This window comes from Hydrogenophaga sp. (assembly GCF_050182545.1).
Taxonomy (GTDB): Bacteria; Pseudomonadota; Gammaproteobacteria; order Burkholderiales; family Burkholderiaceae_C; genus Hydrogenophaga.
On sequence record NZ_JBFXCD010000001.1, the window covers coordinates 313,639 to 337,678 of the forward strand.

Consider the following 24,040-nt stretch of genomic DNA (forward strand, 5'->3'; position numbering starts at 1 on the left):
TGAAGCCGTCCATGCGAACCCTGTTGATCTGCCTGGCCACCGCGCTGGCGAGCGCCACAGCCCTGGCCCAGAACCCGCCCTGGCACGAGATCGGCCGCGATGCCACCCGGGCCGAAGTGAAAGCATGGGACATCGACGTGCGGCCCGACTTCAAGGGCCTGCCCGCAGGATCGGGCAGCGTGAAGCAGGGCGAGCGCCTGTGGGACGCGCAGTGCGCGTCCTGCCACGGCAGCTTTGGTGAATCCAATGAAGTGTTCACGCCCATTGTGGGTGGCACCACGAAGGCCGACATCGAACGCGGCCGGGTGAAGAACCTGGAGCCGGGCAGCACCTTCCCGCAGAAGACCACGATGATGAAGGTGGCCACCGTGTCCACGCTGTGGGACTACATCAACCGCGCCATGCCGTGGAATGCGCCCAAGTCGCTCACCGCCGACGAGGTCTACGCCGTGACGGCCTACATCCTGAGCCTGGCCGAGGTGGTTCCGGCCGACTTCACGCTGAGCGACCGCAACATCGCCGACGTGCAGCAGCGCATGCCCAACCGCAACGGCATGGTGTTTTACGAACCGCTGTGGAAGGTGGAGGGCAAAGGCGACGTGAAGAACACGGCGTGCATGAAGGACTGCCCGGTGGACCCGACGATCCGCTCCGCGCTGCCCGATTTCGCGCGCGACGCGCACGGCAACATCGCCGAGCAGAACCGCGTGGTCGGCCCGGTGCGCGGCGCCGACACCACCCAACCCGCACCCACCGCACCCGTGGGCAGCACGCCGCGCGCCGCGCCGGTGGTGGTCGCTTCGGCGAAACCCGCCGCGAACGACGTGAAGGCCCTGCTCGCCGCCAACAGCTGCACCGCCTGCCACGGCATGACGCAGAAGGTCGTGGGGCCGGGTTTCACCGAGATTGCGCTCAAGCACAAAGGGCAGGAACGGCTGGAGGCCTACCTGGCCGTCAAGATCCGCGAAGGCGGTGTGGGTGTGTTCGGCGCCGTGCCCATGCCAGCCCAGCCCCAGTTGAGCGCTGCCGAGGCCGCCACCATCGCACGGTGGATCGCGGCGGGCGCGAGGTGAACACCGGCGCGCCTGCGATCAGTCATGCTTCTAAATATTTGCATTTACTCGTAAATACCAAGACCCCTCACGCCGTGCTGGCCGTAAGCTTCGCGCCTGCGCAAGGAATGTCCCAGCCTCTACACTCGACCGATTTTCTTTCTCTCTCACAAGACAGGAGTTCCCCATGAACAACTCACGCCGCGTCGCCCTCAAGACCACCGGGGCGTTTGCCACGCTGGTGTCGCTGGGTGTCATCACCCAGGGCCAGGCCCAGGCTGCGGTGGACCGCGCCGGATTCGAAGTGAAAACGCTGGCCGACGCGCTCAAGGCCGTGGGCGGCACGCCCGCCAACAGCGATCAGGTCACGGTGGTGGCGCCCGACATCGCCGAGAACGGCGCCGTGGTGCCCGTGGGTGCCTCGAGCAAGGTGCCGAACACGACCGAGATCTACCTGCTCGTGGAAAAGAACCCGATGCCGCTGTCGGCCGGCTTCATCATTCCCGCCGGCACGGCGCCCGAGGTGCAGACGCGCCTGAAGATGGGTCAGAGCAGCAACGTGATGGCCATCGTCAAGGCCGATGGCAAGCTGTACTCGGCCACCAAGGAAACCAAGGTCACGCTGGGCGGCTGCGGCGGCTGATCGCGCCCCTCCCGACCCCACTGCATTCGTCTCATTCACAGATTTCAGGAGTCCATCATGGCCGATCCGATGCGCATCCGCGCCGCTCTCGCCGGTGACGAAACCACCGTCCGCATCCTCATGTCCCACATCATGGAGCCCGGCACGCGCCGCGACGCCTCCGGCAACCTCATCCCGGCGCATTTCATCAAGGACGTGGTGGCCACCCACAACGGCAAGACGGTGCTGCAGGCCATGTTCACAGGCTCGGTGGCGCAGAACCCGTTCCTCTCGTTCAAGTTCAAGGGCGCCGCCAAGGGCGACAAGGTCGTGGTGAAGTGGTCCGACTCCAAGGGCGACAGCCGCACCGACGAAGCCACGATTGCCTGAGCGCGCGCGCCAGTGGACGGCGGGTCTGCGTGGCCCGGCCGTCCTTGATTTTTTCATCACGACAACGAGGAGACCCCCATGAAACATCACCTGACACGCGGCCTGCTGCTGTCCACAGCCCTGGCTGCCGGACTGGGCGCGGCCCAGGCCCAGGACAGCACCGCCGAGGCGATCGCCAAGTACCGCGAGATGCTGCAGGACGGCAACCCCGCCGAGCTGTACGAGATGAAGGGTGAAGAGTTGTGGAAACAGAAACGGGGTCCGAAGAACGTCTCGCTTGAGCAGTGCGACCTGGGCAAGGGCCCGGGCGTGATCAAGGGTGCCTTTGTGGAGCTGCCGCGCTACTTCAAGGACACCGGCCGCGTGCAGGACCTGGAGTCGCGCCTCGTCACCTGCATGGAAACCCTTCAAGGCTTTGATGGCGCGGCGATCGCGAAGACGCCGTTTCGCCGGGGCGAGATGGCCAACGTGACCGCACTGGCCACCTATGTGGCCACGGCCTCCAAGGGCATGGACTTCAACCTGCCGCAGTCGCACCCGCAGGAAAAGCTGATGTACGAAGCCGGCAAGCGCATGTTCTTCACGCGCGGCGGCACGCACGATTTTTCCTGCGCCTCCTGTCATGGCACCGACGACAAGCGCATCCGCCTGCAGGACCTGCCCAACCTCACGAAGAACCCGGGCGACGGCATCGGCTTTGCCGCCTGGCCGGCCTACCGGGTCTCGAACGCGCAGATGTGGAGCATGCAGCTGCGCCTGAACGACTGCTTCCGCCAGCAGCGCTTTCCCGAGCCCAAGTTCGGCAGCGATGCCACCATCGCGCTCGGTGTCTACATGGGCGTGAACGCCAAGGGCGCCGAATCCGCCGTGCCCGCCATCAAGCGCTGAACCGGAGACCATCGACATGAAAAAGATCCACTTCGCCTACGCCTTGCTGCCGGTTGCCGCCATCGTGCTCTCGGGTTGCACCGCATCGCCCTCTGCCGCCGACTACGACAAGGCTGCTGCCGACATCATCAAGAACTCGTTCCAGGCCCGCGGCATCGCCACGATGGACCGCCTGGCGCAGGACGACGCCAACCGCGAGTGCGCCGCCGCCGACGTGGCGGGCAAGCCCATTGCCGAGGCCACCGCCAAGGCCATTGAAGCGGCCAACATGAAGACCGTGAAATGGCCGAGCGACGGCAAGTTCATCGGCAACTGGAAGGAAGGCGAGAAGATCGCGCAGAGCGGCCGCGGGCTGACCTGGTCCGACAAGGCGGATGCGGCCAATGGCGGCAACTGCTACAACTGCCACCAGATCAGCAAGGAAGAAATCTCCTTCGGTACCTTGGGCCCCAGCCTGTACAACTACGGCAAGCTGCGCGGCGTGACCGACCCGAACGCCGCCGGCAGCAAGGCCATCGTGGAATACACCTGGGGCAAGCTGTGGAACTCGCGCGCCTACAACGCCTGTTCACAGATGCCGCGCGTGGGCCACATGGGCATCCTCAACGAGGCGCAGCTCAAGGACGTGATGGCCTTGTTGCTGGACCCGGCTTCACCGGTGAACAAGTGAGCGCCGCACCCCGGTTGCCCGTCAGGGCGGCCGGGGCGTTCACCCAAAAAAATTTCGCGCAAATATCAGCGTTCAATTATTGATAGGTCCAGAGATGAGTTTCAGCCGCCGTGAATTCATGCAAGTGCTGGCCGTGGCCAGCGCCACCGGCATGGCCCTTGACCACCGCGCTGTGCTGGCCGCGGCGCCCGGCGCGGGGGAGCGGCTGTACGACGTACCCGCGTTCGGCAATGTCAGCTTCCTGCATTTCACCGACTGCCACGCGCAGTTGCAGCCGATCTACTTTCGCGAACCCAGCGTGAACCTCGGCGTTGCCGAGGCGCTCGGTCGCCCGCCGCACCTTGTGGGCGAGAAGCTGCTGAAGCACTTCAACATCAAGCCAGGCACCGCGCAGGCGCATGCGTTCACCTACCTCGATTTCCGCCAGGCCGCGAAAACCTATGGCAAGGTCGGCGGCTTCGCGCACCTGGCCACGCTGGTCAAGCAGCTCAAGGCCAGCCGCCCCAACGCGCTGCTGCTGGACGGCGGCGACACCTGGCAGGGCTCGGCCACCTCGCTGTGGACCCATGGCCAGGACATGGTGGACGCCTGCAAGCTGCTCGGCGTGAACATGATGACTTCGCACTGGGAACACACCTTCGGCGCCAAGCGCGTGCAGGAGATCGTGGAGAAGGATCTGAAGGGGAACATGGAATTCCTCGCGCAGAACATCAAGACCACCGACTTCGAGGACATGGTCTTCAAGCCCTACGCGCTGCGCGAAATGAACGGCGTGCAGGTGGCGGTGATCGGTCAGGCCTTCCCCTACACCCCCATCGCCAACCCGCGACACATGGTGCCCGACTGGACCTTCGGCATCCAGGACGAGCACATGCAGAAGATGGTGGACGAGGCGCGCGGCAAGGGCGCGCAGGTCGTCGTGGTGCTCTCGCACAACGGCATGGACGTGGACATCAAGATGGCGGGCCGCGTGCGCGGCATCGACGCCATCCTGGGCGGCCACACGCACGACGGCATGCCCGCGCCCACCATCGTGAAGAACGCCGGCGGCCAGACGCTGGTGACCAACGCCGGCTCCAACAGCAAGTTCCTCGGCGTGCTCGACTTCGATGTGCGCGGTGGCAAGGTGCAGGACTTCCGCTACAAGCTGCTGCCCGTGTTCTCCAACCTGCTGCCGGCCGATGCCGCCATGCAGGCCTTCATCGACGGCGTGCGCGCGCCCTACAAGGACAAGCTGGAGGAAAAACTCGCGGTCACCGAAGACCTGCTGTACCGCCGCGGCAACTTCAATGGTTCGTGGGACCAGCTCATCTGCGACGCGCTGATGCAGAACAAGGGCGCCGATATCGCCTTTTCACCGGGCGTGCGCTGGGGCACCTCGCTGCTGCCGGGCGACACCATCACCTACGAGGCCATGATGGACCAGATGGCGCTGACCTATCCGGCCACCACGCTCAACGAGTTCAGCGGCGAGCAGATCAAGACCATCCTGGAAGACGTGGCCGACAACATCTTCAACCCCGACCCCTACTACCAGCAGGGCGGCGACATGGTGCGCGTGGGCGGCCTGCAGTACACGGTGGCGCCCAAGGCCGCGATGGGCCAGCGCATCAACAACATGACCCTCAAGGGCAAGCCCATCGAGGCCGGCAAGACCTACAAGGTCGCGGGCTGGGCGTCGGTGCAGGAAGGCGTGCAGGGCGAACCGATCTGGGACGTGGTCGCGGGCTACCTGCGCGGGCAGAAGGTCGTCAAGGGCGTGAAGATCAACACGCCGCGCATCGTTGGCATGCAGGGCAACCCTGGCCTGGCGGCCTGATCGTTCCCGCGCTTCCCGCACAAGGCAAAAAGCCCCGCCACCCGCACGGGTGACAGGGCATGAAAACCCTGGAGAGGGCTGGAAGTAACTAACTCAGAGCCTGACGGATCGGCCGACGATCAGAAGTCGTGGCGCACGCCCAGGGCGAACAGGCGGTAGTCGCGCACGGACACGCCGGCCGCGGTTTCCACCTCGCCGTCGATATAGCCGCCATACAGCTTGGTGCGCTTGGACAGGCCGTACGTGGCACCCAGCGAGAAGGCCGTGCCCTTCTGCGCGTCGGCGCCAGCGGCGTCCTTGGCCTTGCTGCGGGCATAGCCGGCCGACAGGTCGACGTTGCCCACCGGCACGCTCACGCCCAGGGCGAACTCCGTGTCCTTGCGGTTGTCACCGGCCTTGATGTTCTGGAGCTGGCCCGACACCTTGGCCACGCCGAAGTTGTACGTGCCCGCGAGCACCGTGTACTTGCGGTCGTTGGCCAGCACCTGGAAGTCGTCTTCCTGATAGGCCACGCCCACGGCCAGGTTGCCGGCGCTGTAGCGCAGGTTGAGCGCGGTGGTCTCGGCATTTGCGGCCACGTCTTCGTCCAGGGCGTAGGTCAGGCCGGCCGAGAAACCACCCATGTTCGGCGTTTCGTAGCGGATCTGGTTGTTCGGCCGGCTGGTGAAGCCGCCCAGGCCCGCACGGTAGGCCTCCTTCGTGGCGGTGAACTCCGAGTCGAACACGTTGTGCGCGTTGCCCAGGTCGTAGATGTCCTTGTAGACGCTGTCGGTCTTGCCCAGTTTGAGCGCACCGAAGCCGCCGCTCAAGCCCACCCAGGCCTGGCGGTTGAACGCGGTGTTGGCCGAGCCCAGGGTGCCGTCGTCGGCGTTGAAGCCGTTCTCCAGCACGAAGTTGGCCTTCAGGCCTCCGCCCAGGTCTTCCGTGCCGCGGAAGCCGTAGCGGCTCGTGGTCAGATTGCCGCTGTAAACCTGCGACGTGCTCACGCCATTGAGCTTGGTGCTGCCGATCGAGGTGTCGATGCGGCCATAGAGGGTGACGCTGGACTGGGCCATCGCGACGCCGGTGGTAGCCAGAACGGCCAGAGCGATGAGGCTCTTCTTCATGTGGTTGCTCCGATGAAATGAATGCAGGGCTTTGTGGGCCCCTGCTTCCTGCACCATGCAGGAAGTCCTGTGTATTTCATCGAACCGTGACGACATGTCCGTGACACATGGCCGCGGCAATGGGGTTATTCCCGAGATACAACAGATGGCCTTGCGAGGTTCAAGGGCTGTCATGGCGGTGCAACAAAAATCGTAGCAACTAGAATGACCTGCAGCATGAAGCACGACGTCATCGTTCTTGGCGCAGGCATGGTGGGCGTGTCCTGTGCATTGCACCTGCAGGCCAGGGGCGAGGCCGTCGCGCTGCTTGACCGGCGCGCGCCGGGGCTGGAAACCTCATTCGGCAACGCAGGCATCATCCAGCGCGAAGCCATCGCGCCCTACGCCTTGCCGCGGGACTTCGGCTTCCTGCTCTCCGGCGCGACCAACCAGCGCATCGACGTGCGCTACCACGCGGGCGATGCCGCGCGCCTGCTCGGCCCGCTGTGGGCCTACTACCGCAACTCCGCGCCCGAGGCCTACCGGCACATCTCGCGCGAGTACGAGACCCTGATCGCGCACTCGCTGGAGACGCACCAGCAGCTGATGAACGACGCCGACGCCCATCACCTGGTGGCCGGCCAGGGCTACCTCATGCTCTACCGCAGCGAGCGCGAGCTGCACGACTTCTTCCATGTGGCCGACGAGCGCGTTGAGGCGGGTGTGCACCACATCAAACTCACCGGCGCCGACGTGGCGCGGGAAGAGCCTTCTCTGCAAGGCGCATTCGCCGGCGCCGTGCGCTGGACCGACCCGCTCGCCATCCGCAGCCCCGGCGACCTGGTGCAGGCCTATGCGCGCTTGTTCCAGCAGCGGGGCGGGGCGCTGCACCTGGGCGAGGCCACCACGCTGCGCCGCACCGATGAGGGTGGCTGGCAGGTGGACACCGCCGACGGCCCGGTGCTGCAGGCGCAGCAGGTCGTCGTGGCGCTGGGCCCGTGGACCACGCAGCTCACAGCGCGCTTCGGCTACACCGCGCCCATGATCCCCAAGCGCGGCTACCACATGCACTACGCGCCGTTGCCGGGCAGGCCACTCAACAGCACCATCATCGACGCCGAATACGGCTACGTCGTCGCGCCCATGAAGAACGGCCTGCGCCTCACCACCGGCGCCGAACTCGCCTTGCCCGACGCCCCGCGCACGCCGACCCAGATCGACGACGCCGAAAAGATCGCGCGCCAGAACTTCCCCCTGGGCGACCGCGTGGACCCCGAACCCTGGATGGGCACACGCCCCTGTATGCCCGACATGAAACCCGTCTTCGGCGCCGTGCCCGACGTGCCCGGCATGTGGTGCGCCTTCGGCCACGGCCACCAGGGCTTCACGCTCGGGCCCATCACCGGGGAACTGCTGGCGGCGATGATGACCGGGGCGAAGCCGCGGGTGGAAGTGGGGCCGTTTTCGCCGGGGCGGTTTGGGTAGGCCAAGGTCGCACTGGTCATCGACAGAAAGTTGCTGTCTAGCTTTTTCGTACGGTTCGATATGCCGCTCTACAAACGCAAAAAAATGCCCCGACATGCGGGGCAGGGATGAAGTCAACAGTGCGCGCTAGTTCACAGGTCTCTCAGGAGGCCTATCGGTTTTGCCTGACTTGGCACGGCGGATCATGGCGTCAACAGCTGGTGAAGCGTTGATACAGGTCAACTCAATGCCTGGATGCTCGGAGGCATAGACTCGAAAAATCTGATCCGCGAATGACTGGCCGATCTCGCGCACACCTTCGAAGTCGAAAACAACACGTTCAAACAGGTTCACGCGCGCCAGTACACGCTTGGCTTGCGATCGAGAAACGAGCGCGTCCTCGCCATATTGAGCTAGTGCAACAGGAATCACTGTCTTGTTGAAGCCGTAGTCACCATCGGTGCCGGAGTACTGGTCAAAGACCTTCCGCGTTGTGCGAGAAGAGTGATTGTTCAGGGCCATAGATACTGTAGTTCCACTGGTGGGTTTCCCCATGTCCAGTAGCCAATCATTCGAAAAATCGTGCCTGTGGCTGAAATACAGCTCCCCAGACATTATGGTGAAGAGATCGAGCATTCGCGAGGTGAAGAAAATTCCTTCCCCCGAGTGGTTTTTGGGATCAGTTGTCAGTTTGCCTTTTGAAAGCTCGAAGATCGCATGACTTTCACTTTCAAGATCGAGCTCCTGCTTGAGCTTCTTAAAAATCCCGACCCCCTCATCGTCGATGTGTATGGATGTTGACGCTGCCGTCCTCTCTATGGTGACTAGCGCATGAGGAGATCCGGAATGATCGATCGCGTTGTTGAACATCTCAGTGAATGCGTGGTTCCAGATGCCTTTCACGTTCGTCGGTAGCATCCGAACCATGGGCTCAACAAATTGCTCCCACACCTCATGCTCAGCGAGATCGGGTGTGATCTTGAAGGATTGCATGCTTTCTTCAATCGGGACTAGCGCGTAGCGAGGGCTTCGACGCGAGCCTGATACGGTTATGGCCCCTTGATCTCGCAATCGGTTGATGTGTTCATGCACACCTTGCCGACTAATCTTGAATCGCGCGGCAGTCCTTTTGACAACATCAGGCCTCTGCTCGATGATGCTCTGCAAAATGAAGACGCGTACCCGTTCCCCCCTAGGTTGGACCCCTTGACTCATAGCACCTCAATTGACAAGCTTTAGGTGGATTATTGTCAAGCTTTAGATTCCATCTTGTCAAGTGATGCAGTGGTGTCACTGCACTCGCCTAGAGATTTCTGTCACTCGCTGAGCGCTGCAGTCTTAAGCCAAAGCATGGCTTCCCAGGCTTGCTGATCGACTTGGGTCAGATACTTGTAACGTCCGCCCATTTGACCAGAATGGTCGTTAGGGCATTGTCTTTCCCAATCGTCGCTTATGGCTGCTCCTGTTCACTTGGCTCCTTTCACGGCGTCAAACTGTGGTCGGTAGGGCGCGCGGCGGTTGGTGATCGGTACTGCAGGTTGTAAATTGTCTGAGGGCGCAAAACAGAAAAACCCCGCACACCATGACAGCGTGCGGGGTTTTGAATGTGGTGCCGGAGAGATGAATCGAACACCCGACCTTCTCATTACGAATGAGCTGCTCTACCGACTGAGCTACACCGGCAACGCCCGCGATTATAGCCTGCCGGCCACGCTCAGGCCTCCTGGTGGTACTGGGTCACGCGCTCGACCTCGTTCTTCGAGCCCAGGATCACGCTGACGCGTTCGTGCAGCTTGGTGGGCTGGATGTCCAGGATGCGTTGCTTGCCGTTGGTGGCGGCGCCGCCGGCCTGTTCGACCAGCCAGCCCATGGGGTTGGCTTCGTACATCAGGCGCAGCTTGCCGGGCTTGTTGGGTTCGCGCTTGTCCCAGGGGTACATGAAGATGCCGCCGCGCGTGAGGATGCGGTGCACGTCGGCCACCATGCTGGCGATCCAGCGCATGTTGAAGTCCTTGCCGCGGGGCCCTTCGCTGCCGGCCAGGCATTCGTCCACGTAGCGCTTCACCGGGGCGTCCCAGTGGCGCATGTTGCTCATGTTGATGGCGAATTCCTTGGTGTCGGGCGGGATCTGCACGTTCTCCTTGGTGAGCACGAAGGAGCCTTGCTCGCGGTCCAGGGTGAACATGGCCACGCCGTCGCCCACGGTCAACACCAGCGTGGTCTGCGGGCCGTACACGCAGTAGCCGGCGGCCACTTGGTGGGCGCCGCTCTGCAGGAAGTCCTGTTCGCTCACGCCGGTGTGGCCTTCGGGCTTCTTGAGCACGCTGAAGATGGTGCCGATGCTGACGTTGACGTCGATGTTGCTGGAGCCGTCGAGCGGGTCGAACAGCAGCAGGTATTCGCCCTGCGGGTAGCGGTTGGGCACCACGTAGATGCTGTCCATTTCCTCGCTGGCCATGGCGGCCAGGTGGCCCCCCCATTCGTTGGCCTCGATCAGCACCTCGTTGGCGATGATGTCGAGCTTTTTCTGCATCTCGCCCTGCACGTTCTCGGTGGTTGCCGCGCCGAGCACGCCGCCGAGGTCGCCCTTGTTGACGGCCTGGCTGATGCTCTTGCAGGCGCGCGCCACCACTTCGAGCAGCAGGCGCAGCTGCGAGGGGATGTGGCCGTCGACGCGCTGCTGCTCGACGAGGTAGCGGGTGAGGGAGATGCGTTTGTTGGACATGGAGTGGAATCCGTTCAGTCGGCCAGGGCGCGGGTGACGACCTCGCGCACGTCGTTGCTCAGGTCGGTCTTGGCGGCGACGCGGGCGATGGCTTCGCGCGCGGCGCTGCGGTAGGGCTCGGCGAGTTTCTTCCAGCGGTCGAGCGCGCGCGCCAGGCGGGCCGCCACCTGCGGGTTGAAGGCGTCGAGTTCGACCACGCGCTCGCTCCAGAACAGGTAGCCGGCCGCGTCGGCGCGGTGGAAGGCGCCCGGGTTGGCGCTGCAGTAGCTGAAGATCACGCTGCGCGCGCGGTTGGGGTTCTTGAGCTGGAAGTCCGGGTGCTTCATGAGCGCGCGCACCGCGGGCAGCACGTTGCCGCCCCGGTCGGGCGCGCTGGCCTGCAGCGCAAACCACTTGTCAAGCACCAGGGCTTCGTCGCGGAAGAGGGCGTGGAAGCGCGCCAGCGCGTCACGGGCCAGCGCGTGTTCGCTGACCACCAGGGCCGAGAGCGCGTTGAAGCGGTCGGTCATGTTGCCGGCGTCCTTGAAGTGCTGGTACGCCTTGCCGGGCCAGACGGAATCCGCGGTTTGGCGCGCGGCCAGGCACAGCATGCCGAGCGACAGGCCGGCAAGCGCGCGCCGACCGGTGCTCACCGGGTCGGGGCGGTAGGCGCCGTTGTTCTTGTGGGTCTCGAAGGCCCAGGCCCAGTCGTCCTGCAGGGCGGTGGCGAGCTGGGCGCGCATGGCCTCGCGCACGGCGTGCACGCGCTGCGGGTCGACCTCGGCGAGCTGTTCGGCGATGTAGGTCTCGCTCGGCAGCGTGAGCACGAGTTCCTTGAACGCGGCGTCCAGCGCCGGGTGGCGCAGCACGTCGCGCATGGCGCCGATGAAGGCGCCGTCCAGCGGAGCGTGCGGCGCCGGGCCGTCGGTCAGGATGGCCATGAGCGCGCGACGCAAGGCCAGTCGCTGGCCCGCTTCCCAGCGGTTGAAGGGGTCGGTGTCGGAGGCGAGCAGGGTGAGCAGTTGCGCGTCGGTGTAGTGGCAGTCGAGCACCACCGGCGCGGAGAAGCCGCGCAGCAGCGAGGGCACAGGCGCGCTGTCGAGGTTGACGAAGGTGAAGGTCTCGCTGGCCTGCGTGAGCACGAAGGTGCGGCTGCCCGCTTCGGGCGCGCCCCAGTGGGCCAGCTGCAGCGGCAGTTCGCGGCCATCGGCGCTCAGCAGGCCGAGCGACACGGGGATCACGAAGGGCTCCTTGGTGGCCTGGCCCGGGGTGGGTGCGCAGCTCTGCGTGAGGGTCAGCCGGTAGCTGCGGGTCTCGGCGTCGTACACGCCCTCGGCCAGAACGTGTGGCGTGCCGGCCTGGCTGTACCAGTGCTTGAACTGCCGCAGCAGGCGGGTGAGGTCGCTGTCGGGATTGGCGTCGGCGATGGCCTGGGCGAAGTCGTCGCAGGTGACGGCCTGGCCGTCGTGCCGCTCGAAATAGAGCTTCATGCCCCGGGCAAAGCCTTCGCGGCCCACCAGGGTCTGCATCATGCGCACGACCTCGGCGCCTTTTTCGTAGACGGTGACGGTGTAGAAGTTGTTGATCTCGGCGTAGCTGTCGGGCCGCACCGGGTGGGCCATGGGGCCGGCGTCCTCGGGGAACTGCGCGGTGCGCAGCACGCGCACGTCCTCGATGCGCTTGACCGCGCGCGCCGAGGGCTCGGCGCACAGGTCCATGCTGAATTCCTGGTCGCGGAAGACGGTGAGGCCTTCCTTGAGCGAGAGCTGGAACCAGTCGCGGCAGGTGACGCGGTTGCCGGTCCAGTTGTGGAAGTACTCGTGGCCCACGACCGACTCGATGTTGGCGAAATCGGTGTCGGTCGCGGTGGCGCTGTTGGCCAGCACGTACTTGGTGTTGAAGATGTTGAGGCCCTTGTTCTCCATCGCGCCCATATTGAAGTCGGCGGTGGCGACGATCATGAAGCGATCCAGGTCCAGCGGCAGGCCGAAGCGGGCCTCGTCCCAGGCCACGCTGGCAATCAGCGAGTTCATGGCGTGTTCGGTCTTGTCCATGTCGCCGCGGCGCACGTAGACCTGCAGCAGGTGGTTCCGGCCGGCGCGCGAGCGGATGCGCTGTTCGCGCGCGACCAACTGGCCCGCGACGAGCGCGAACAGGTAACTCGGCTTCTTGTGCGGATCGACCCATTTCGCAAAGTGCCGCCCCTCGGGCAGGGCCCCTTCCTCGACGAGGTTGCCGTTGGACAGCAGCACCGGGTATTTCGCCTTGTCGGCGCGCAGCGTCACGGTGTAGCTGGCCATCACGTCTGGGCGGTCCAGGAAGTAGGTGATGCGGCGAAAGCCCTCGGCCTCGCACTGCGTGAAGAAGGTGCCCTGGCTGACGTACAGGCCCATGAGCTGCGTGTTCTTCTCGGGCACGCAAATCGTGAAGATCTCCAGATCGAAGGGCTCGTGCCCCTCGGGCAGGCTCTCCAGCACGAGCTGGTTGCCATCGATCTTGAAGGAACAACCCGCCCCGTTGACCAGCACGCGCGCCAGGTTCAGGTCCTCGCCGTCGAGCCGCAGCGCCTGCGCGGGCACGTCCGGGTTGCGGCGCACGCGCATGCGGTTGAGCACGCGGGTCTTGGCGGGCTCCAGGTCGAAAGTCAGGTCGACGCTGTCGATCCAGTAGGCCGGGGCGGCGTAGTCTTCGCGGCGAACGACGGTGGCGGGGCCTTCACGCAATGAGCTCATGGGTCAGACCCCTTGTTTGAGTGACGCTTCAATGAAGGGATCGAGATCGCCGTCCAGCACCTTCTGCGTGGCGGAAATCTCGACGTTGGTGCGCAGGTCCTTGATGCGGCTGTTGTCCAGCACATAGGAACGGATCTGGTGGCCCCAGCCCACGTCGGTCTTGGTGTCCTCCAGCTTCTGCTGCTCTTCCTGGCGCTTGCGCAGCTCGTGGTCGTACAGGCGCGAGCGCAGGCGCTTCCACGCCACGTCGCGGTTGCTGTGCTGGCTGCGGCCGTCCTGGCACTGCACCACGATGCCGGTGGGGATGTGCGTGAGGCGCACGGCCGAGTCCGTCTTGTTGATGTGCTGACCGCCCGCGCCGCTGGCGCGGTAGGTGTCGGTGCGCACGTCGGCGGGGTTGATGTCGATCTCGATCGAGTCGTCGATTTCCGGGTAGACGAAGATGGACGCGAAGGAGGTGTGGCGACCGCCGGAGGAGTCGAACGGGCTCTTGCGCACCAGGCGGTGCACGCCGGTCTCGGTGCGCAGCAGGCCGAAGGCGTACTCACCCTCCACCTTGATGGTCGCGCTCTTGATGCCGGCGGTGTCGCCTTCGGTCTCGTCCTCGACGGTGGTCTTGAAGCCCTTGCGTTCGGCGTAGCGCAGGTACTGGCGCAACAGCATGCTGGCCCAGTCGCAGGCTTCGGTGCCACCGGCGCCGGCCTGGATGTCCACGAAGCAGTTCAGCGGATCGGCCGGGTTGTTGAACATGCGGCGGAATTCAAGCTTTTCCACTTCCGCCGCGACCTTGGCGGCTTCGCCTTCGATGGTGACCAGGCCGGCGATGTCGCCGTCGTCGCTCGACATCTCGAACAGCTCGGTGTTGTCGGCGAGCTCGCTGGTGAGCCGGTCCAGCACCAGCACCACGTCTTCCAGTGATTTTTTCTCGCGGCCCAGGTCCTGGGCGCGCTTGGGGTCGTTCCAGACCGTCGGGTCTTCGAGGGCGGACTCGACTTCCTTCAGCTTCGATGCCTTGGCATCGTAGTCAAAGATACCTCCGGAGCTCGACCACGCGGGTGGTCAGGTCTTCGAGCTGGCTTCGGATGGCGTTGCTGCGTTCGGCTTCCATGGGGCAAGTTCCTGCGGTCGATGTTCAAAGACAGCGATTTTCTCACGGGAGGGGCCTTCGCTGGCGCGGCGGCCAGTCTCAGAACCGCCAGGTCGCCCCGACCATGAAGGCGGCAGTGCCGAGCAGCTGGATCTCGAAGCTGGCATTGGGCGCGAAGCGGTAGCCGATGGCCGGGATGATCACGGGCGAGAAACCACCGACATTGAGCGGCACCTTGTCCTTGTACTTGCCGACGTAGCCGTAGATGACGCCGGCGCTGGCCGAGACGTACAGCTCGGGAACGCTGGGCAACAGGCCGGGCCAGGACTTGCCGATGAAGGCATAGGCCGAGGGCTGGCCGAACGAGTTTCTGAACAGGCTGAAGCCACAGTAGCGGTCGTTGGGCAGCAGGCGGCTCAGGCTGACGGCGTAGACCTGCCGGTGTTCGGGGTCATCGGACCAGTGGTGCGTGTAGGGCGAGAGGAAGACTTCGTAACGCGGTGCAGTGGCGCCTTCGGTTGCGGGATCGCGCAGCCCGGGGCAGAGCGTCCAGTCGGTGGCCAGTGCCCGCGCGGACAGCGCCGCGAGAAAGGCGAAGGCACACAGAGGGCGTGACGCGTTCGGAAATGCGGGCGGTGTGGTGTGCAAGGGCATTGCACACCAGTATGCGGCGGCCAGACGCCCTGCGTGGCCCGCCGCTGCAACAAACCGTACCCGCGTGCGGGGCAGCCTCAGTCGGGCATGTTCAGGAATTCATCCATGATCTGCGCCAGCTCGGCCGGCTGGTCGTGGTGCATCATGTGCCCCGCGTCGTGCACCACGGCGCTGCGCAGTTGCGGCACCGCCTGGATGCGCTCCTGGTACTGGGCCAGCGTGAACTTGCCCTTCCACCACAGCCCGAGGCTGTCGTCGCTGGCGGTCACCGAGAGCACCGGCGCGGTGATCTGGCGGTAGATCTCCAGCGTTTCGTCCAGCCGGTACAGGTTGGCGTTCACCACCTTGTGGGCCGCATCACCCAGGATTTCCCATTCGCCCGCTGCATTGGGCGCGGCCCACTGGCGCGCGAGCCAGTCGGCCTTGTCGCGCGGCAGGCGCGGGTTGGTCTTCATCAGGCGTTGCGCCACACCCTCCGCCGACGGGTAAGTCTTGAGCGCGCTCTCGCCCCGGTGCAGGGCCTTGAGTTCGTTCATCCATTGCGCGTAGCGGCGCGGCGCCTGCGCGGGCCGCGTCTCGGGCATGCCGAAACCCTCCAGGTTGATGAGGCGGCGGATGCGCTGCGGCCGCACGCCGCTGTAGATCATGGCCACGTTGCCGCCCATGCTGTGACCCACCAGGTCGACCGCGCGTTCGCCGGCGTAATGGTCGAGCAGCAGGTCGAGATCGGCCAGGTAGTCGGGGAACCAGTAGTTGTCCGGCGCCGGGCCGTCGGCCCTGGTAAGGCCGAAGCCGCGCCAGTCGGGCGCGATGATCCAGCGCTCGTCGCGCATCGCGTCCACCACGAACTGCCATGAAGCGGACACGTCCATCCAGCCGTGCACGAGCACCAGCGGTGGCCGCGAAGCGTCGGGCTGGCCCCACTGGCGCACGTGGTAACTGAGGTGGCGCACCGGGACGAACTCGGTGCGCGAGGGCTTCTGGGCTTGGTACATTCGCCCGATCATAGAGAACGAGATGGAGACAGGCCATGCGCCCGAGTCAAGCCAGAGACAAGCCCGCGACGGCCCCCGCCGACCTGTACGACAGCCTGCACCAGCGCTTTCGCTGGGAGGTGCCGACGCATTTCAACATGGCGCAGGTCTGCATGCGGCGCTGGGCCGAGCGACCGGCCACGGCCACGCAGACCGCGGTGATCGCCACCGCGCCGGACCAGCCCGACCGGCGACACAGCTACGCCGAGTTGATGGACCAGGCCAACCGCCTGTCCAACGCGCTGACCGCGCTGGGGGTGCAGCGGGGCGACCGCGTGGCCATTGTGCTGCCGCAGCGCTTCGAAACGGCGGTGGCCTACATGGCCGTGCTGCAGTTGGGCGCGGTGGGCATGCCGTTGTCGCAGCTGTTCGGCCCCGACGCGCTCGAGTACCGCCTGCACGACAGCGAGGCGGTGGTGGCCATCTGCGACCAGCCTTCACTGCCCGCGCTGCTGGGCGTGCGCGACAACTGCCCGCTGCTGCGTGCCGTGATCGGCCTGGATGGCGACGGCACGCCCGCGGGCATGCGCGCCGACCTGGACTGGGCCGACCTGCTGGCGCAGGAGCCCGCCGCCTTCGCCCCCGTGACCACGCTGGCCGACGAGGCCGCCGTGCTGATCTACACCAGCGGCACCACCGGCAACCCCAAGGGCGCACTCATTCCGCACCGCGCGCTCATCGGCAACCTGAGCGGCTTCGTCTGCAGCCAGAACTGGTTCGGCTTTGATCCCTTCGACGCGTCGAAGCCCTCGAAGGCGGTGTTCTGGTCGCCCGCCGACTGGGCCTGGACCGGCGGCCTGATGGACGCCCTGCTGCCCACGCTGTACTTCGGCCGGCCCATCGTCGGCCACAACGGCCGCTTCAGCCCGCAGCTTGCCTTCGAACTGATGCAGCGCCATGGCGTGACGCACAGCTTCCTCTTCCCGACCGCGCTCAAGGCCATGATGAAAGCCGTGCCGAAGGTGCGGCCCGCGTACCGCCTGAAGCTGCAGGCGCTGATGAGCGCGGGCGAGGCGGTGGGCGATGCGGTGTTCGCCTATTGCCGCGACCAGTTGGGCGTGACGGTCAATGAGATGTTTGGCCAGACCGAGATCAACTACGTCGTGGGCAATTGCGCGCGCCTGTGGCCTGCGAAGCCGGGCAGCATGGGCAAGGGCTACCCGGGACACCGCGTGGCGGTGATCGACGATGAGGGCCACGAGTGTCCGGTCGGGGTGCCGGGCGATGTGGCGGTGCACCGCCTGGACGTGCACGGCGAGCCCGACCCGATCTTCTTTCTCGGCTACTGGAAAAACGAGGCCGCCACGCGCGCCAAGTACACCGGCGACCCGGTCAACAGCTGGTGCCGCACGGGTGACCTGGCCACGCGCGACGCCGACGGCTACCTCTGGTACCAGGGGCGCGCGGACGACGTGTTCAAGGCCGCGGGATACCGCATCGGGCCGAGCGAAATCGAGAACTGTCTGGTCAAGCACCCGGCGGTGGTGAACGCGGCGGTCGTGCCCAAACCCGATGCCGAGCGCGGCGCGGTGGTCAAGGCCTATGTGGTGCTCGCGCCCGGACATGCGGGCGACGATGCGCTGGTGAAAGCATTGCAGACGCATGTGAAGGGCATGCTCGCGCCCTACGAATACCCCAAGGAGATCGAGTTCATCGATGCCCTGCCCATGACGACCACGGGCAAGGTGCAGCGGCGGGTGTTGCGGCTGCAAGAAGAGGAGCGGGCGCGGCTGGGCAGACCCTGACATCTCCGACGGCGCTGCAAAAAGAAAGCCCGGCTGTGCCGGGCTTTTTGTTGTGCGAGCGCTGGATCAGCGTGCAGCGGTCTGGGCCGGTTCGGCCACGTAGATTTCCACGCGGCGGTTGGCCGCGCGGCCAGCGGCCGTGCCGTTGTCGGCGATAGGTTCGCGCGAGCCGCGGCCATCGGTGGCGAAGCGCGCGGCGGACACGCCGCGTGCCACGAGGTAGTCGCGCGTGGCGTTGGCGCGGTCGAACGAGAGTGGGTTGTTGACCGCATCGCTGCCCGTGCTGTCGGTGTGGCCGACGATGGCGATGGCGGTGACCGGGTTGGCGTTGAGCGTGCCGGCGAACTGGTTGAGCACTCCCTGCAGCGTGGGGCTGACGGTGGAGCGGCCAACGGCAAAGCCCGCGTCGGCCGGCACGTCGAGCTTGAGGCGGTTGTCCGCCGTCTGGCTCACGCCGATGCCGGTGCCGGCGGTGGCGGCTTCCATCTGGCGCTTCTGCTCCTGCATGCGGGTCGACCAGATGTAGCCGCCCAGCGCGCCCGCGCCCGCGCCGATGACGGCGCCCTTGGCCGCGCCCTTGGAGCCGCCCGTGGCAGCGCCGAGCAACACGCCCGCCACGGCACCAATGCCGGCGCCCTTGGCGGAGTCCTGCTGGGTTTCGCTCATGTTGGCGCAGCCGCTCAGGGCCAGGGCTGCCACCAGCGTGGTGACGGTCAGTCCGCGGGTCAGTCGGGTGTCGAGTCGTGTCATGGTGTTTTCTCCACTGTGTTGTTGATGGGGCAAGGCCAGAACGGCGTGTGCCGCTCCGGAGATCGGCGCACCGGCCAACGAAGGTGGCCGATGCACTCTAAACTTATACCCTCGCCTGCTGGCACGCCCGGCAATGTCAGATCGACGTTACAAATAATTTCATGAAAACCGTTTCATTGGGCAGCAGCGCGCTGCAGGTCACCCCCATCTGCCTGGGCACCATGACATTCGGCGAGCAGGTGGATGAGGCCACGGCGCACGACATCCTCGACCGCTCGCTTGAGCGCGGCGTGAACTTCCTCGACGCGGCCGAGATGTATTCCGTGCCCGCGCGTGCCGAGACCTGCGGATCGACGGAGACCATCATCGGCAACTGGTTCGCGAAACACCCCGGTGCGCGCGACAGGCTGGTGGTGGCCACCAAGGTGGCCGGCCCAGCGCGCGGCATGCCCTGGCTGCGGCCCGAGGTGTCGAAGGTCGGCATCATCGAAGCCTGCGAAGCCAGCCTGCGCCGCCTGAAGACCGACGCGATCGACCTGTACCAGATCCACTGGCCGGCGCGCAACGTGCCGGCTTTCGGCGTGCTGTATTTCGACCCGGCCAAGGACAAACCGGCGCCTTCCGTGCTGGAACAACTCGAGGCCATGGCCTCACTGGTGCAGGCGGGCAAGGTCAAGGCTGTGGGCCTGTCGAACGAAACGCCCTATGGCGTGCACGAGTTCGTGCGCCTGGCCGAACAGCATGGCCTGCCGCGCGTGTCCACGGTGCAGAATCCGTACTGCCTGATCAACCGCAGTTACGAGAACGGGCTGGACGAGACCTGCCACCGCCTGGGCGTGTCGCTGCTGGCGTATTCGCCGCTGGGCTTCGGCCTTCTGAGCGGCAAGTACGACGAGAGCGGCCTGGTCGGCGATGCGGGCCGCATGGCGCTGTACGAATCGATGCGCAAGCAGCGCTGGGGCCGGCCCGAGGCGCTGGACACCGCGCGCCGCTACAACGCGCTGGCGCGCGAACACGGCCTCACGCCCACGCAATTGGCGCTGGCCTTCTGCTACACCAACTGGCGCGTGGCCAGCACCATCATCGGCGTGACCACGGTGGCGCAGCTCGACGAATGCCTGGACGCCTGGGGCACCACGCTCTCGCCTGAATTGCTCACCGCGGTCGACAAGATCCGTTGGGAGAGCCGCGACCCCGCGCAGTGAGCAAGAAGGCCGCGCACATCAGTGAAACGCCCGCGACCGCCTGGCTCAGGGCGCGTGGCGTGGCGTTCACCGAGCATCCCTACGAATACCTGGAGCACGGTGGCGCGCAGCACAGCGCGCAGGTGTTGGGGCTCGACCCGTTCGCGGTGGTGAAGACGTTGATCATGCAGGACGAGGCGGGCAAGCCGCTGGCGGTGCTCATGCATGGCAACCGCACCGTGTCCACCAAGAACCTCGCGCGGCAGATCGGCGCCAAGGGGGTCGAGCCTTGCAAGCCCGAGGTGGCCAACCGGCACAGCGGGTACCTCGTGGGAGGCACCTCTCCGTTCGGGCTCAAGCGCGCGATGCCGGTCTGGGTGGAGGCGACGGTGCTGGAGCAACCGAAGATCTGGATCAATGGCGGACGCAGGGGCTACCTGGTGGGCATCGATCCCGCCGTGCTTACCGTTCCGCTGGGCGCCCGACCGGTGAACTGTGCGCTGGCAGAATAGCCAGCCCGAGCACAGACGACCGGTACCGCGCCGAGACGCGGCGACCCACAAGAACGAGGAGATGTCCACGATGGCAATGACCTACCCGCTGCTGGCCACCCTAGCCGCCTATCTGATCGGCTCGCTGTCGTTCGCCGTGCTCGTGAGCCGCCTCATGGGCCTGAACGACCCGCGCACCTATGGCAGCAAGAACCCGGGCGCGACCAATGTGCTGCGCTCGGGCAACAAGGTGGCGGCCATCGTCACGCTGCTGCTCGACGCCTTCAAGGGCTGGCTGCCGGTGGTGGCCGTGAAGTGGTGGGGCGAGGCCTACGGGATGGGTGAGGGCACGGTGGCGCTGGTGGGTCTGGCGGCTTTCCTCGGGCATCTGTACCCGGTGTTCTTTCGTTTCCAGGGCGGCAAGGGTGTGGCGACGGCCGCCGGTGTCATCCTGGGCTTCGAGCCCTGGCTGGGACTGGCCGCGCTGGCCACCTGGGTGATCATCGCCGGCTTCTTCCGCTATTCATCGCTGGCGTCCATCGTCACGGCGGTGTTCGCACCCGCGTTCTTCCTGCTGGGCCACCGCGTGGCCTGGGACGCGCCGGGCGTGCAGGTGCTGAGCCTGGCGGTGATGGGGCTGCTGCTGGTGTGGCGGCACTCGGAGAACATCAACCGGCTTATCGCCGGCAAGGAAAGCCGACTCGGAGCGAAGAAGCCATGAACGACCACCACATCACCCGCATCGGCATGGCCACGCGCTACAGCGAAGCCGCCGTGTTTCACGGCGTGGTCTACCTCGCCGGCATGGTGCCCGAACGGGGTGATACCGACATCCGGGGCCAGACCGAAGACGTGCTGGAACAGGTGCAGCAGCGCCTGATCGAGGCTGGCAGCGACAAGTCGCGCATCCTGCGCGCGCAGATTTTTCTGGCCGACATCGGCGAGATCGGCGTGATGAACGAGGTGTGGGATGCCTGGGTGGTGCCGGGCACGGCGCCTCCGCGCGCCACGGTGCAAGCCGCGCTGGCCAGCCCCGCCTGGCGGATCGAGATTGTCGTCACCGCCGCGCAGAAAACGCCCTGATCAGAACCGGCGCTGCAGCGTGAGCTGGTCGTTCTGGCGCTGCATCTGGAAGCGTGAGAGGAAGCTGTTGCCCAGCAGCACGAAGGGCATGGACTGGGGCAGCACGATCGCGTCGACGCCATAGACCTGCGCCTCGCCCACGCGCACGGAGTCCAGCTTCACCTGGTAGCCCGTGACGTTGCCGTTGGCGGTGCTCACGCTGACACTCCTGCCGTTCTGGAACTTCAGGTTGATGCGCTGCGCATCGGATGCGCTGAGGATGACCAACGACGCGCCGGTGTCCACCAGGAACTGCACGGCGCGTCCATTGATCTGGCCTGGCGGCAGGAAGTGGCCCTGCGCATCGGCGGTGAGCACGATGCGCTGTGCACTGGCATCCGTCGCGCTGGCCATGCCCTGGCCCACGCTGACCGGCGCATCGCCCACCCGCAGGCTCTGCCGCTGACCATTGATCTCCAGCACCGCCACCTCACCCTGCGTGCTCAACAGCTTCACGCCCAGGTGGGTCTGCCCGACGCCCAGGAAGCGCGGCGCAGCGCCATCGATGGTGACCAGCGCCTTGCCGCCGGCCACGCCGGAGAGCGCCACCTGCTGGGCCGAGGTGGGTCCCGCCAGAAGAAGACCCGCAGCGAACGCAAGGGCGCCTTGCCAGAGGCACCGGGGAACCGGCTTGGCCGGGCCGCTGGTGCTGCCCCCCTGGAGGGGGGTGACGCCGCAGTCGGCGTGGGGGGTGTTCAAGTCAATCCCGGAAGTTGTTGAACGACAGCGGCAGGTCCTTGAGTTCGCTGCGGATCAGCGCCATGGCGGCCTGCAGGTCGTCCCGCTTGGCGCCGGTCACGCGCACCGCGTCGCCCTGGATGGCGCCCTGCACCTTGAGCTTGCTGCCCTTGATCGCCTGCTGGATCTTCTTGCCGTCCTCGGTGCTGATGCCGTTGCGCACCTTGACCACCTGCTTGACCTTGTCGCCGCCGGCTTTCTCGACCTTGCCGACGTCGAGGAAGCGCGCGTCCACGCCGCGCTTGGTGAGCTTGCCGCGCAGCACGTCGTCGATCTGCTGGAGCTGGAACTCGGCGTCACCGTGCAGGATGATTTCCTTTTCCTTCTCCTTGAGCTCGATGGCCGCGCCCGTGCCCTTGAAGTCAAAGCGCGTACCGATCTCGCGCGTCACCTGGTCAACCGCGTTTTTCACCTCGACGAAATCGGCTTCGAGTACGGTGTCGAAAGAAGGCATGGGCATCAATCCTGGGAGGTGGGTGAGACAATCCCGGCATGGTAGTCGAGAACAACGTGGCGCTCCAGCCGTACAACAGTTTTGGCATCGTCGCGCGCGCCTTGCGGCTCGTGCGCGTGCGCGATGACGCCGACCTGATCGGCCTCATGGCGGGTGCCGACTGGAATGCGCTTGCGCGCGAGGCGCCGCCGTTCGTGCTGGGCGGCGGCAGCAACCTGGTGCTCACGGGGGACATCAAGCCCCTGGTGCTCAAGGTGGAGATTCGCGGACGGCGTCTGGTCGAGGAAACCGCCAAGGGTTGGCTGGTGGAAGCCGGCGCGGGCGAGAACTGGCACGACACCGTGCGCTGGACGCTGGATCAGGGCTGGCCCGGGCTGGAGAATCTGGCGCTGATTCCAGGTTGCGTGGGTGCTTCGCCGGTGCAGAACATTGGGGCGTACGGTGTGGAACTGCAGGACCGTTTCCACGAACTGGATGCGATCGACCTGCACACAGGGCAGAGCTTCACGCTGAACGCCGCGCAATGCGGCTTTGGCTACCGCGACTCGGTGTTCAAGCACGCGCCGGCGGGCAAGAAGGGCATGGGGCTGGCGGGTCGGGCGCTCATCACGCGCGTGCGGTTCTGGCTGCCCAGGCCGTGGAAGCCGGTGCTGGGGTACGCGGACCTGGAGCGCAGGATGGCCGAGACCGGCGTTTCCCACCCGGACGCGTGGCAGATCTTCGACTGGATCTGCGCGATCCGCCGCGCCAAGCTGCCGGACCCGGCGGTGATCGGCAACGCGGGCAGCTTCTTCAAGAACCCGACGGTGAGCGCGGAGCAGTGCGCCGACATCATCGCGCGCGACCCGAAGGTGGTGCATTACCCGATGGCGGACGGCAGTATCAAGCTGGCGGCGGGCTGGCTGATCGACGCCTGCGGCTGGAAGGGCCGGGGCGTGGGGAATGCGGGGGTGTACGAAAAGCAGGCGCTGGTGCTGGTGAACCGGGGTGGCGCCACCGGGGGTGAGGTGATGACATTGGCCAAGGCGATTCAGACCAGTGTGTACGAGCGTTTCGGGATTCTGCTGGAGCCGGAGCCCGTGGTGGTTTGACGGGCGTTGATTCTCGACTCCATTTCGCGCCAGCATTTCTTCGAGGCCCGACGGCACCGGGTGGCCGGCTCCGCTCATGTCCCCCGAGGCGGCTGCGCCGCCTCTCCTCCTTGACTTCGCTGCGCCGGCCACCCGGCGCCGTCGGGCCGCCAGCGTGAGGGCATTCCGACGGTTGCGCGCCACCATACTCCCGGATCGGGGTGACGTGGCGCTCTGTGGAGCGAAGTCAAGGGGGAGGGCTGGCGAAGCCAGCCCGGGGGACAT

Annotated in this window: 23 protein-coding genes and 1 tRNA gene; 13 read left to right on the forward strand and 11 right to left on the reverse strand. The window is 65.9% G+C overall.

Annotated elements, in window-relative coordinates; translation table 11 throughout:
- Positions 1 to 11 precede the first annotated feature (11 nt).
- From AB7P10_RS01560 to soxB, 6 genes are all read left to right on the forward strand, one after another.
- Entirely contained in the window at positions 12 to 1,073 is a 1,062-nt protein-coding gene (locus AB7P10_RS01560; protein ID WP_428292071.1) for a c-type cytochrome, read from the forward strand.
- A 166-nt stretch (positions 1,074 to 1,239) separates the two neighbouring features.
- Positions 1,240 to 1,695: a thiosulfate oxidation carrier protein SoxY gene (gene soxY / locus AB7P10_RS01565; RefSeq protein WP_428292072.1), complete on the forward strand. Its 456-nt coding sequence runs from the start codon at positions 1,240 to 1,242 to the stop codon at positions 1,693 to 1,695.
- 57 nt (positions 1,696 to 1,752) lie between these two features.
- Positions 1,753 to 2,064: a thiosulfate oxidation carrier complex protein SoxZ gene (gene soxZ, locus AB7P10_RS01570; RefSeq protein WP_428292073.1), complete on the forward strand. Its 312-nt coding sequence runs from the start codon at positions 1,753 to 1,755 to the stop codon at positions 2,062 to 2,064.
- A 78-nt stretch (positions 2,065 to 2,142) separates the two neighbouring features.
- The gene (gene soxA / locus AB7P10_RS01575) at positions 2,143 to 2,952 is read left to right on the forward strand and encodes a sulfur oxidation c-type cytochrome SoxA (RefSeq protein WP_428292074.1); all 810 of its coding nucleotides are present in this window, start codon (positions 2,143 to 2,145) and stop codon (positions 2,950 to 2,952) included.
- A 16-nt stretch (positions 2,953 to 2,968) separates the two neighbouring features.
- Entirely contained in the window at positions 2,969 to 3,622 is a 654-nt protein-coding gene (soxX, locus tag AB7P10_RS01580; RefSeq protein WP_428292075.1) for a sulfur oxidation c-type cytochrome SoxX, read from the forward strand.
- Positions 3,623 to 3,716: 94 nt separating this feature from the next.
- A complete protein-coding gene (soxB, locus tag AB7P10_RS01585; protein WP_428292076.1) occupies positions 3,717 to 5,441 on the forward strand; it encodes a thiosulfohydrolase SoxB in 1,725 nt (574 codons plus the stop codon).
- 119 nt (positions 5,442 to 5,560) lie between these two features.
- Here soxB and AB7P10_RS01590 read toward each other — a convergent pair whose 3' ends face one another.
- Positions 5,561 to 6,547: a porin gene (locus tag AB7P10_RS01590; RefSeq protein ID WP_428292077.1), complete on the reverse strand. Its 987-nt coding sequence runs from the start codon at positions 6,545 to 6,547 to the stop codon at positions 5,561 to 5,563.
- A gap of 216 nt (positions 6,548 to 6,763) precedes the next feature.
- Here AB7P10_RS01590 and AB7P10_RS01595 point away from each other — a divergent pair, with 216 nt between their 5' ends.
- Entirely contained in the window at positions 6,764 to 8,011 is a 1,248-nt protein-coding gene (locus tag AB7P10_RS01595; protein ID WP_428292078.1) for an NAD(P)/FAD-dependent oxidoreductase, read from the forward strand.
- 126 nt (positions 8,012 to 8,137) lie between these two features.
- On the opposite strand, the gene AB7P10_RS01600 is transcribed toward AB7P10_RS01595, so the two are convergent.
- From AB7P10_RS01600 to AB7P10_RS01630, 7 genes are all read right to left on the reverse strand, one after another.
- Positions 8,138 to 8,983 carry an STAS-like domain-containing protein gene (locus AB7P10_RS01600; RefSeq protein WP_428292079.1) on the reverse strand — a complete coding sequence of 282 codons (846 nt, stop codon included), beginning with the start codon at positions 8,981 to 8,983 and terminating at the stop codon, positions 8,138 to 8,140.
- 614 nt (positions 8,984 to 9,597) lie between these two features.
- Positions 9,598 to 9,673, reverse strand: a tRNA-Thr gene (locus tag AB7P10_RS01605).
- 31 nt (positions 9,674 to 9,704) lie between these two features.
- The gene (locus AB7P10_RS01610; RefSeq protein WP_428292080.1) at positions 9,705 to 10,715 is read right to left on the reverse strand and encodes a class 1 fructose-bisphosphatase; all 1,011 of its coding nucleotides are present in this window, start codon (positions 10,713 to 10,715) and stop codon (positions 9,705 to 9,707) included.
- A 14-nt stretch (positions 10,716 to 10,729) separates the two neighbouring features.
- Positions 10,730 to 13,426: an aminopeptidase N gene (gene pepN / locus AB7P10_RS01615; protein WP_428292081.1), complete on the reverse strand. Its 2,697-nt coding sequence runs from the start codon at positions 13,424 to 13,426 to the stop codon at positions 10,730 to 10,732.
- A 3-nt stretch (positions 13,427 to 13,429) separates the two neighbouring features.
- Positions 13,430 to 14,534, reverse strand: a protein-coding gene (gene prfB / locus AB7P10_RS01620; RefSeq protein WP_428292082.1) for a peptide chain release factor 2 whose coding sequence is annotated in 2 segments (ribosomal slippage) — positions 13,430 to 14,452 and positions 14,454 to 14,534 — 1,104 coding nt in all. Because the reading frame shifts where the segments join, the coding sequence is not laid out codon by codon here.
- 78 nt (positions 14,535 to 14,612) lie between these two features.
- On the reverse strand, positions 14,613 to 15,167 hold the full coding sequence (locus AB7P10_RS01625) for a hypothetical protein (protein WP_428292083.1): 555 nt from the start codon (positions 15,165 to 15,167) through the stop codon (positions 14,613 to 14,615).
- A gap of 77 nt (positions 15,168 to 15,244) precedes the next feature.
- Complete coding sequence (locus tag AB7P10_RS01630) at positions 15,245 to 16,162, reverse strand: alpha/beta fold hydrolase (RefSeq protein WP_428292084.1); 918 nt, start codon at positions 16,160 to 16,162, stop codon at positions 15,245 to 15,247.
- A gap of 35 nt (positions 16,163 to 16,197) precedes the next feature.
- Between AB7P10_RS01630 and AB7P10_RS01635 the strand changes: the two genes are divergently transcribed.
- Positions 16,198 to 17,946: an acyl-CoA synthetase gene (locus AB7P10_RS01635; protein ID WP_428292085.1), complete on the forward strand. Its 1,749-nt coding sequence runs from the start codon at positions 16,198 to 16,200 to the stop codon at positions 17,944 to 17,946.
- Positions 17,947 to 18,012: 66 nt separating this feature from the next.
- On the opposite strand, the gene AB7P10_RS01640 is transcribed toward AB7P10_RS01635, so the two are convergent.
- The gene (locus AB7P10_RS01640; RefSeq protein WP_428292086.1) at positions 18,013 to 18,696 is read right to left on the reverse strand and encodes an OmpA family protein; all 684 of its coding nucleotides are present in this window, start codon (positions 18,694 to 18,696) and stop codon (positions 18,013 to 18,015) included.
- Between the two features lie 161 nt (positions 18,697 to 18,857).
- On the opposite strand from AB7P10_RS01640, the gene AB7P10_RS01645 reads away from it, so the two are divergent.
- The 4 genes from AB7P10_RS01645 (at position 18,858) to AB7P10_RS01660 (ending at position 21,454) form a co-directional block, all read left to right on the forward strand.
- Positions 18,858 to 19,901: an aldo/keto reductase gene (locus tag AB7P10_RS01645; protein ID WP_428292087.1), complete on the forward strand. Its 1,044-nt coding sequence runs from the start codon at positions 18,858 to 18,860 to the stop codon at positions 19,899 to 19,901.
- The gene (locus AB7P10_RS01650) at positions 19,898 to 20,392 is read left to right on the forward strand and encodes an aminoacyl-tRNA deacylase (protein WP_428292088.1); all 495 of its coding nucleotides are present in this window, start codon (positions 19,898 to 19,900) and stop codon (positions 20,390 to 20,392) included. The genes AB7P10_RS01645 and AB7P10_RS01650 overlap by 4 nt, the downstream gene beginning before the upstream one ends.
- Before the next feature lie 70 nt (positions 20,393 to 20,462).
- On the forward strand, positions 20,463 to 21,092 hold the full coding sequence (plsY, locus tag AB7P10_RS01655; protein WP_428292184.1) for a glycerol-3-phosphate 1-O-acyltransferase PlsY: 630 nt from the start codon (positions 20,463 to 20,465) through the stop codon (positions 21,090 to 21,092).
- Positions 21,089 to 21,454 carry a RidA family protein gene (locus AB7P10_RS01660; protein WP_428292089.1) on the forward strand — a complete coding sequence of 122 codons (366 nt, stop codon included), beginning with the start codon at positions 21,089 to 21,091 and terminating at the stop codon, positions 21,452 to 21,454. Before plsY ends, AB7P10_RS01660 begins: the two co-directional genes overlap by 4 nt.
- On the opposite strand, the gene AB7P10_RS01665 is transcribed toward AB7P10_RS01660, so the two are convergent.
- Together AB7P10_RS01665 and AB7P10_RS01670 are read right to left on the reverse strand one after the other, a co-directional pair.
- Complete coding sequence (locus AB7P10_RS01665; protein ID WP_428292090.1) at positions 21,455 to 22,192, reverse strand: retropepsin-like aspartic protease family protein; 738 nt, start codon at positions 22,190 to 22,192, stop codon at positions 21,455 to 21,457.
- A 1-nt stretch (position 22,193) separates the two neighbouring features.
- Positions 22,194 to 22,685, reverse strand: coding sequence for a YajQ family cyclic di-GMP-binding protein (locus AB7P10_RS01670; RefSeq protein WP_428292091.1), 492 nt, complete (start codon positions 22,683 to 22,685; stop codon positions 22,194 to 22,196).
- A 38-nt stretch (positions 22,686 to 22,723) separates the two neighbouring features.
- On the opposite strand from AB7P10_RS01670, the gene murB reads away from it, so the two are divergent.
- On the forward strand, positions 22,724 to 23,776 hold the full coding sequence (gene murB / locus AB7P10_RS01675; protein WP_428292092.1) for a UDP-N-acetylmuramate dehydrogenase: 1,053 nt from the start codon (positions 22,724 to 22,726) through the stop codon (positions 23,774 to 23,776).
- Positions 23,777 to 24,040 lie beyond the last annotated feature (264 nt).

Excerpts from the sequence above, each read along its gene's own strand:
- AB7P10_RS01600 (WP_428292079.1), bottom strand. The coding sequence starts at position 8,983 with ATGCAATCCTTCAAGATCACACCCGATCTCGCTGAGCATGAGGTGTGG.
- soxZ (WP_428292073.1), top strand. The coding sequence starts at position 1,753 with ATGGCCGATCCGATGCGCATCCGCGCCGCTCTCGCCGGTGACGAAACC.
- AB7P10_RS01610 (WP_428292080.1), bottom strand. The coding sequence starts at position 10,715 with ATGTCCAACAAACGCATCTCCCTCACCCGCTACCTCGTCGAGCAGCAG.
- AB7P10_RS01595 (WP_428292078.1), top strand. The coding sequence starts at position 6,764 with ATGAAGCACGACGTCATCGTTCTTGGCGCAGGCATGGTGGGCGTGTCC.
- soxA (WP_428292074.1), top strand. The coding sequence starts at position 2,143 with ATGAAACATCACCTGACACGCGGCCTGCTGCTGTCCACAGCCCTGGCT.
- AB7P10_RS01560 (WP_428292071.1), top strand. The coding sequence starts at position 12 with ATGCGAACCCTGTTGATCTGCCTGGCCACCGCGCTGGCGAGCGCCACA.
- plsY (WP_428292184.1), top strand. The coding sequence starts at position 20,463 with ATGGCAATGACCTACCCGCTGCTGGCCACCCTAGCCGCCTATCTGATC.
- soxX (WP_428292075.1), top strand. The coding sequence starts at position 2,969 with ATGAAAAAGATCCACTTCGCCTACGCCTTGCTGCCGGTTGCCGCCATC.
- soxY (WP_428292072.1), top strand. The coding sequence starts at position 1,240 with ATGAACAACTCACGCCGCGTCGCCCTCAAGACCACCGGGGCGTTTGCC.
- soxB (WP_428292076.1), top strand. The coding sequence starts at position 3,717 with ATGAGTTTCAGCCGCCGTGAATTCATGCAAGTGCTGGCCGTGGCCAGC.
- AB7P10_RS01635 (WP_428292085.1), top strand. The coding sequence starts at position 16,198 with ATGCGCCCGAGTCAAGCCAGAGACAAGCCCGCGACGGCCCCCGCCGAC.
- AB7P10_RS01645 (WP_428292087.1), top strand. The coding sequence starts at position 18,858 with ATGAAAACCGTTTCATTGGGCAGCAGCGCGCTGCAGGTCACCCCCATC.
- AB7P10_RS01670 (WP_428292091.1), bottom strand. The coding sequence starts at position 22,685 with ATGCCTTCTTTCGACACCGTACTCGAAGCCGATTTCGTCGAGGTGAAA.
- AB7P10_RS01660 (WP_428292089.1), top strand. The coding sequence starts at position 21,089 with ATGAACGACCACCACATCACCCGCATCGGCATGGCCACGCGCTACAGC.
- AB7P10_RS01590 (WP_428292077.1), bottom strand. The coding sequence starts at position 6,547 with ATGAAGAAGAGCCTCATCGCTCTGGCCGTTCTGGCTACCACCGGCGTC.
- pepN (WP_428292081.1), bottom strand. The coding sequence starts at position 13,426 with ATGAGCTCATTGCGTGAAGGCCCCGCCACCGTCGTTCGCCGCGAAGAC.
- AB7P10_RS01640 (WP_428292086.1), bottom strand. The coding sequence starts at position 18,696 with ATGACACGACTCGACACCCGACTGACCCGCGGACTGACCGTCACCACG.
- AB7P10_RS01625 (WP_428292083.1), bottom strand. The coding sequence starts at position 15,167 with ATGCCCTTGCACACCACACCGCCCGCATTTCCGAACGCGTCACGCCCT.
- AB7P10_RS01630 (WP_428292084.1), bottom strand. The coding sequence starts at position 16,162 with ATGTACCAAGCCCAGAAGCCCTCGCGCACCGAGTTCGTCCCGGTGCGC.
- murB (WP_428292092.1), top strand. The coding sequence starts at position 22,724 with ATGGTAGTCGAGAACAACGTGGCGCTCCAGCCGTACAACAGTTTTGGC.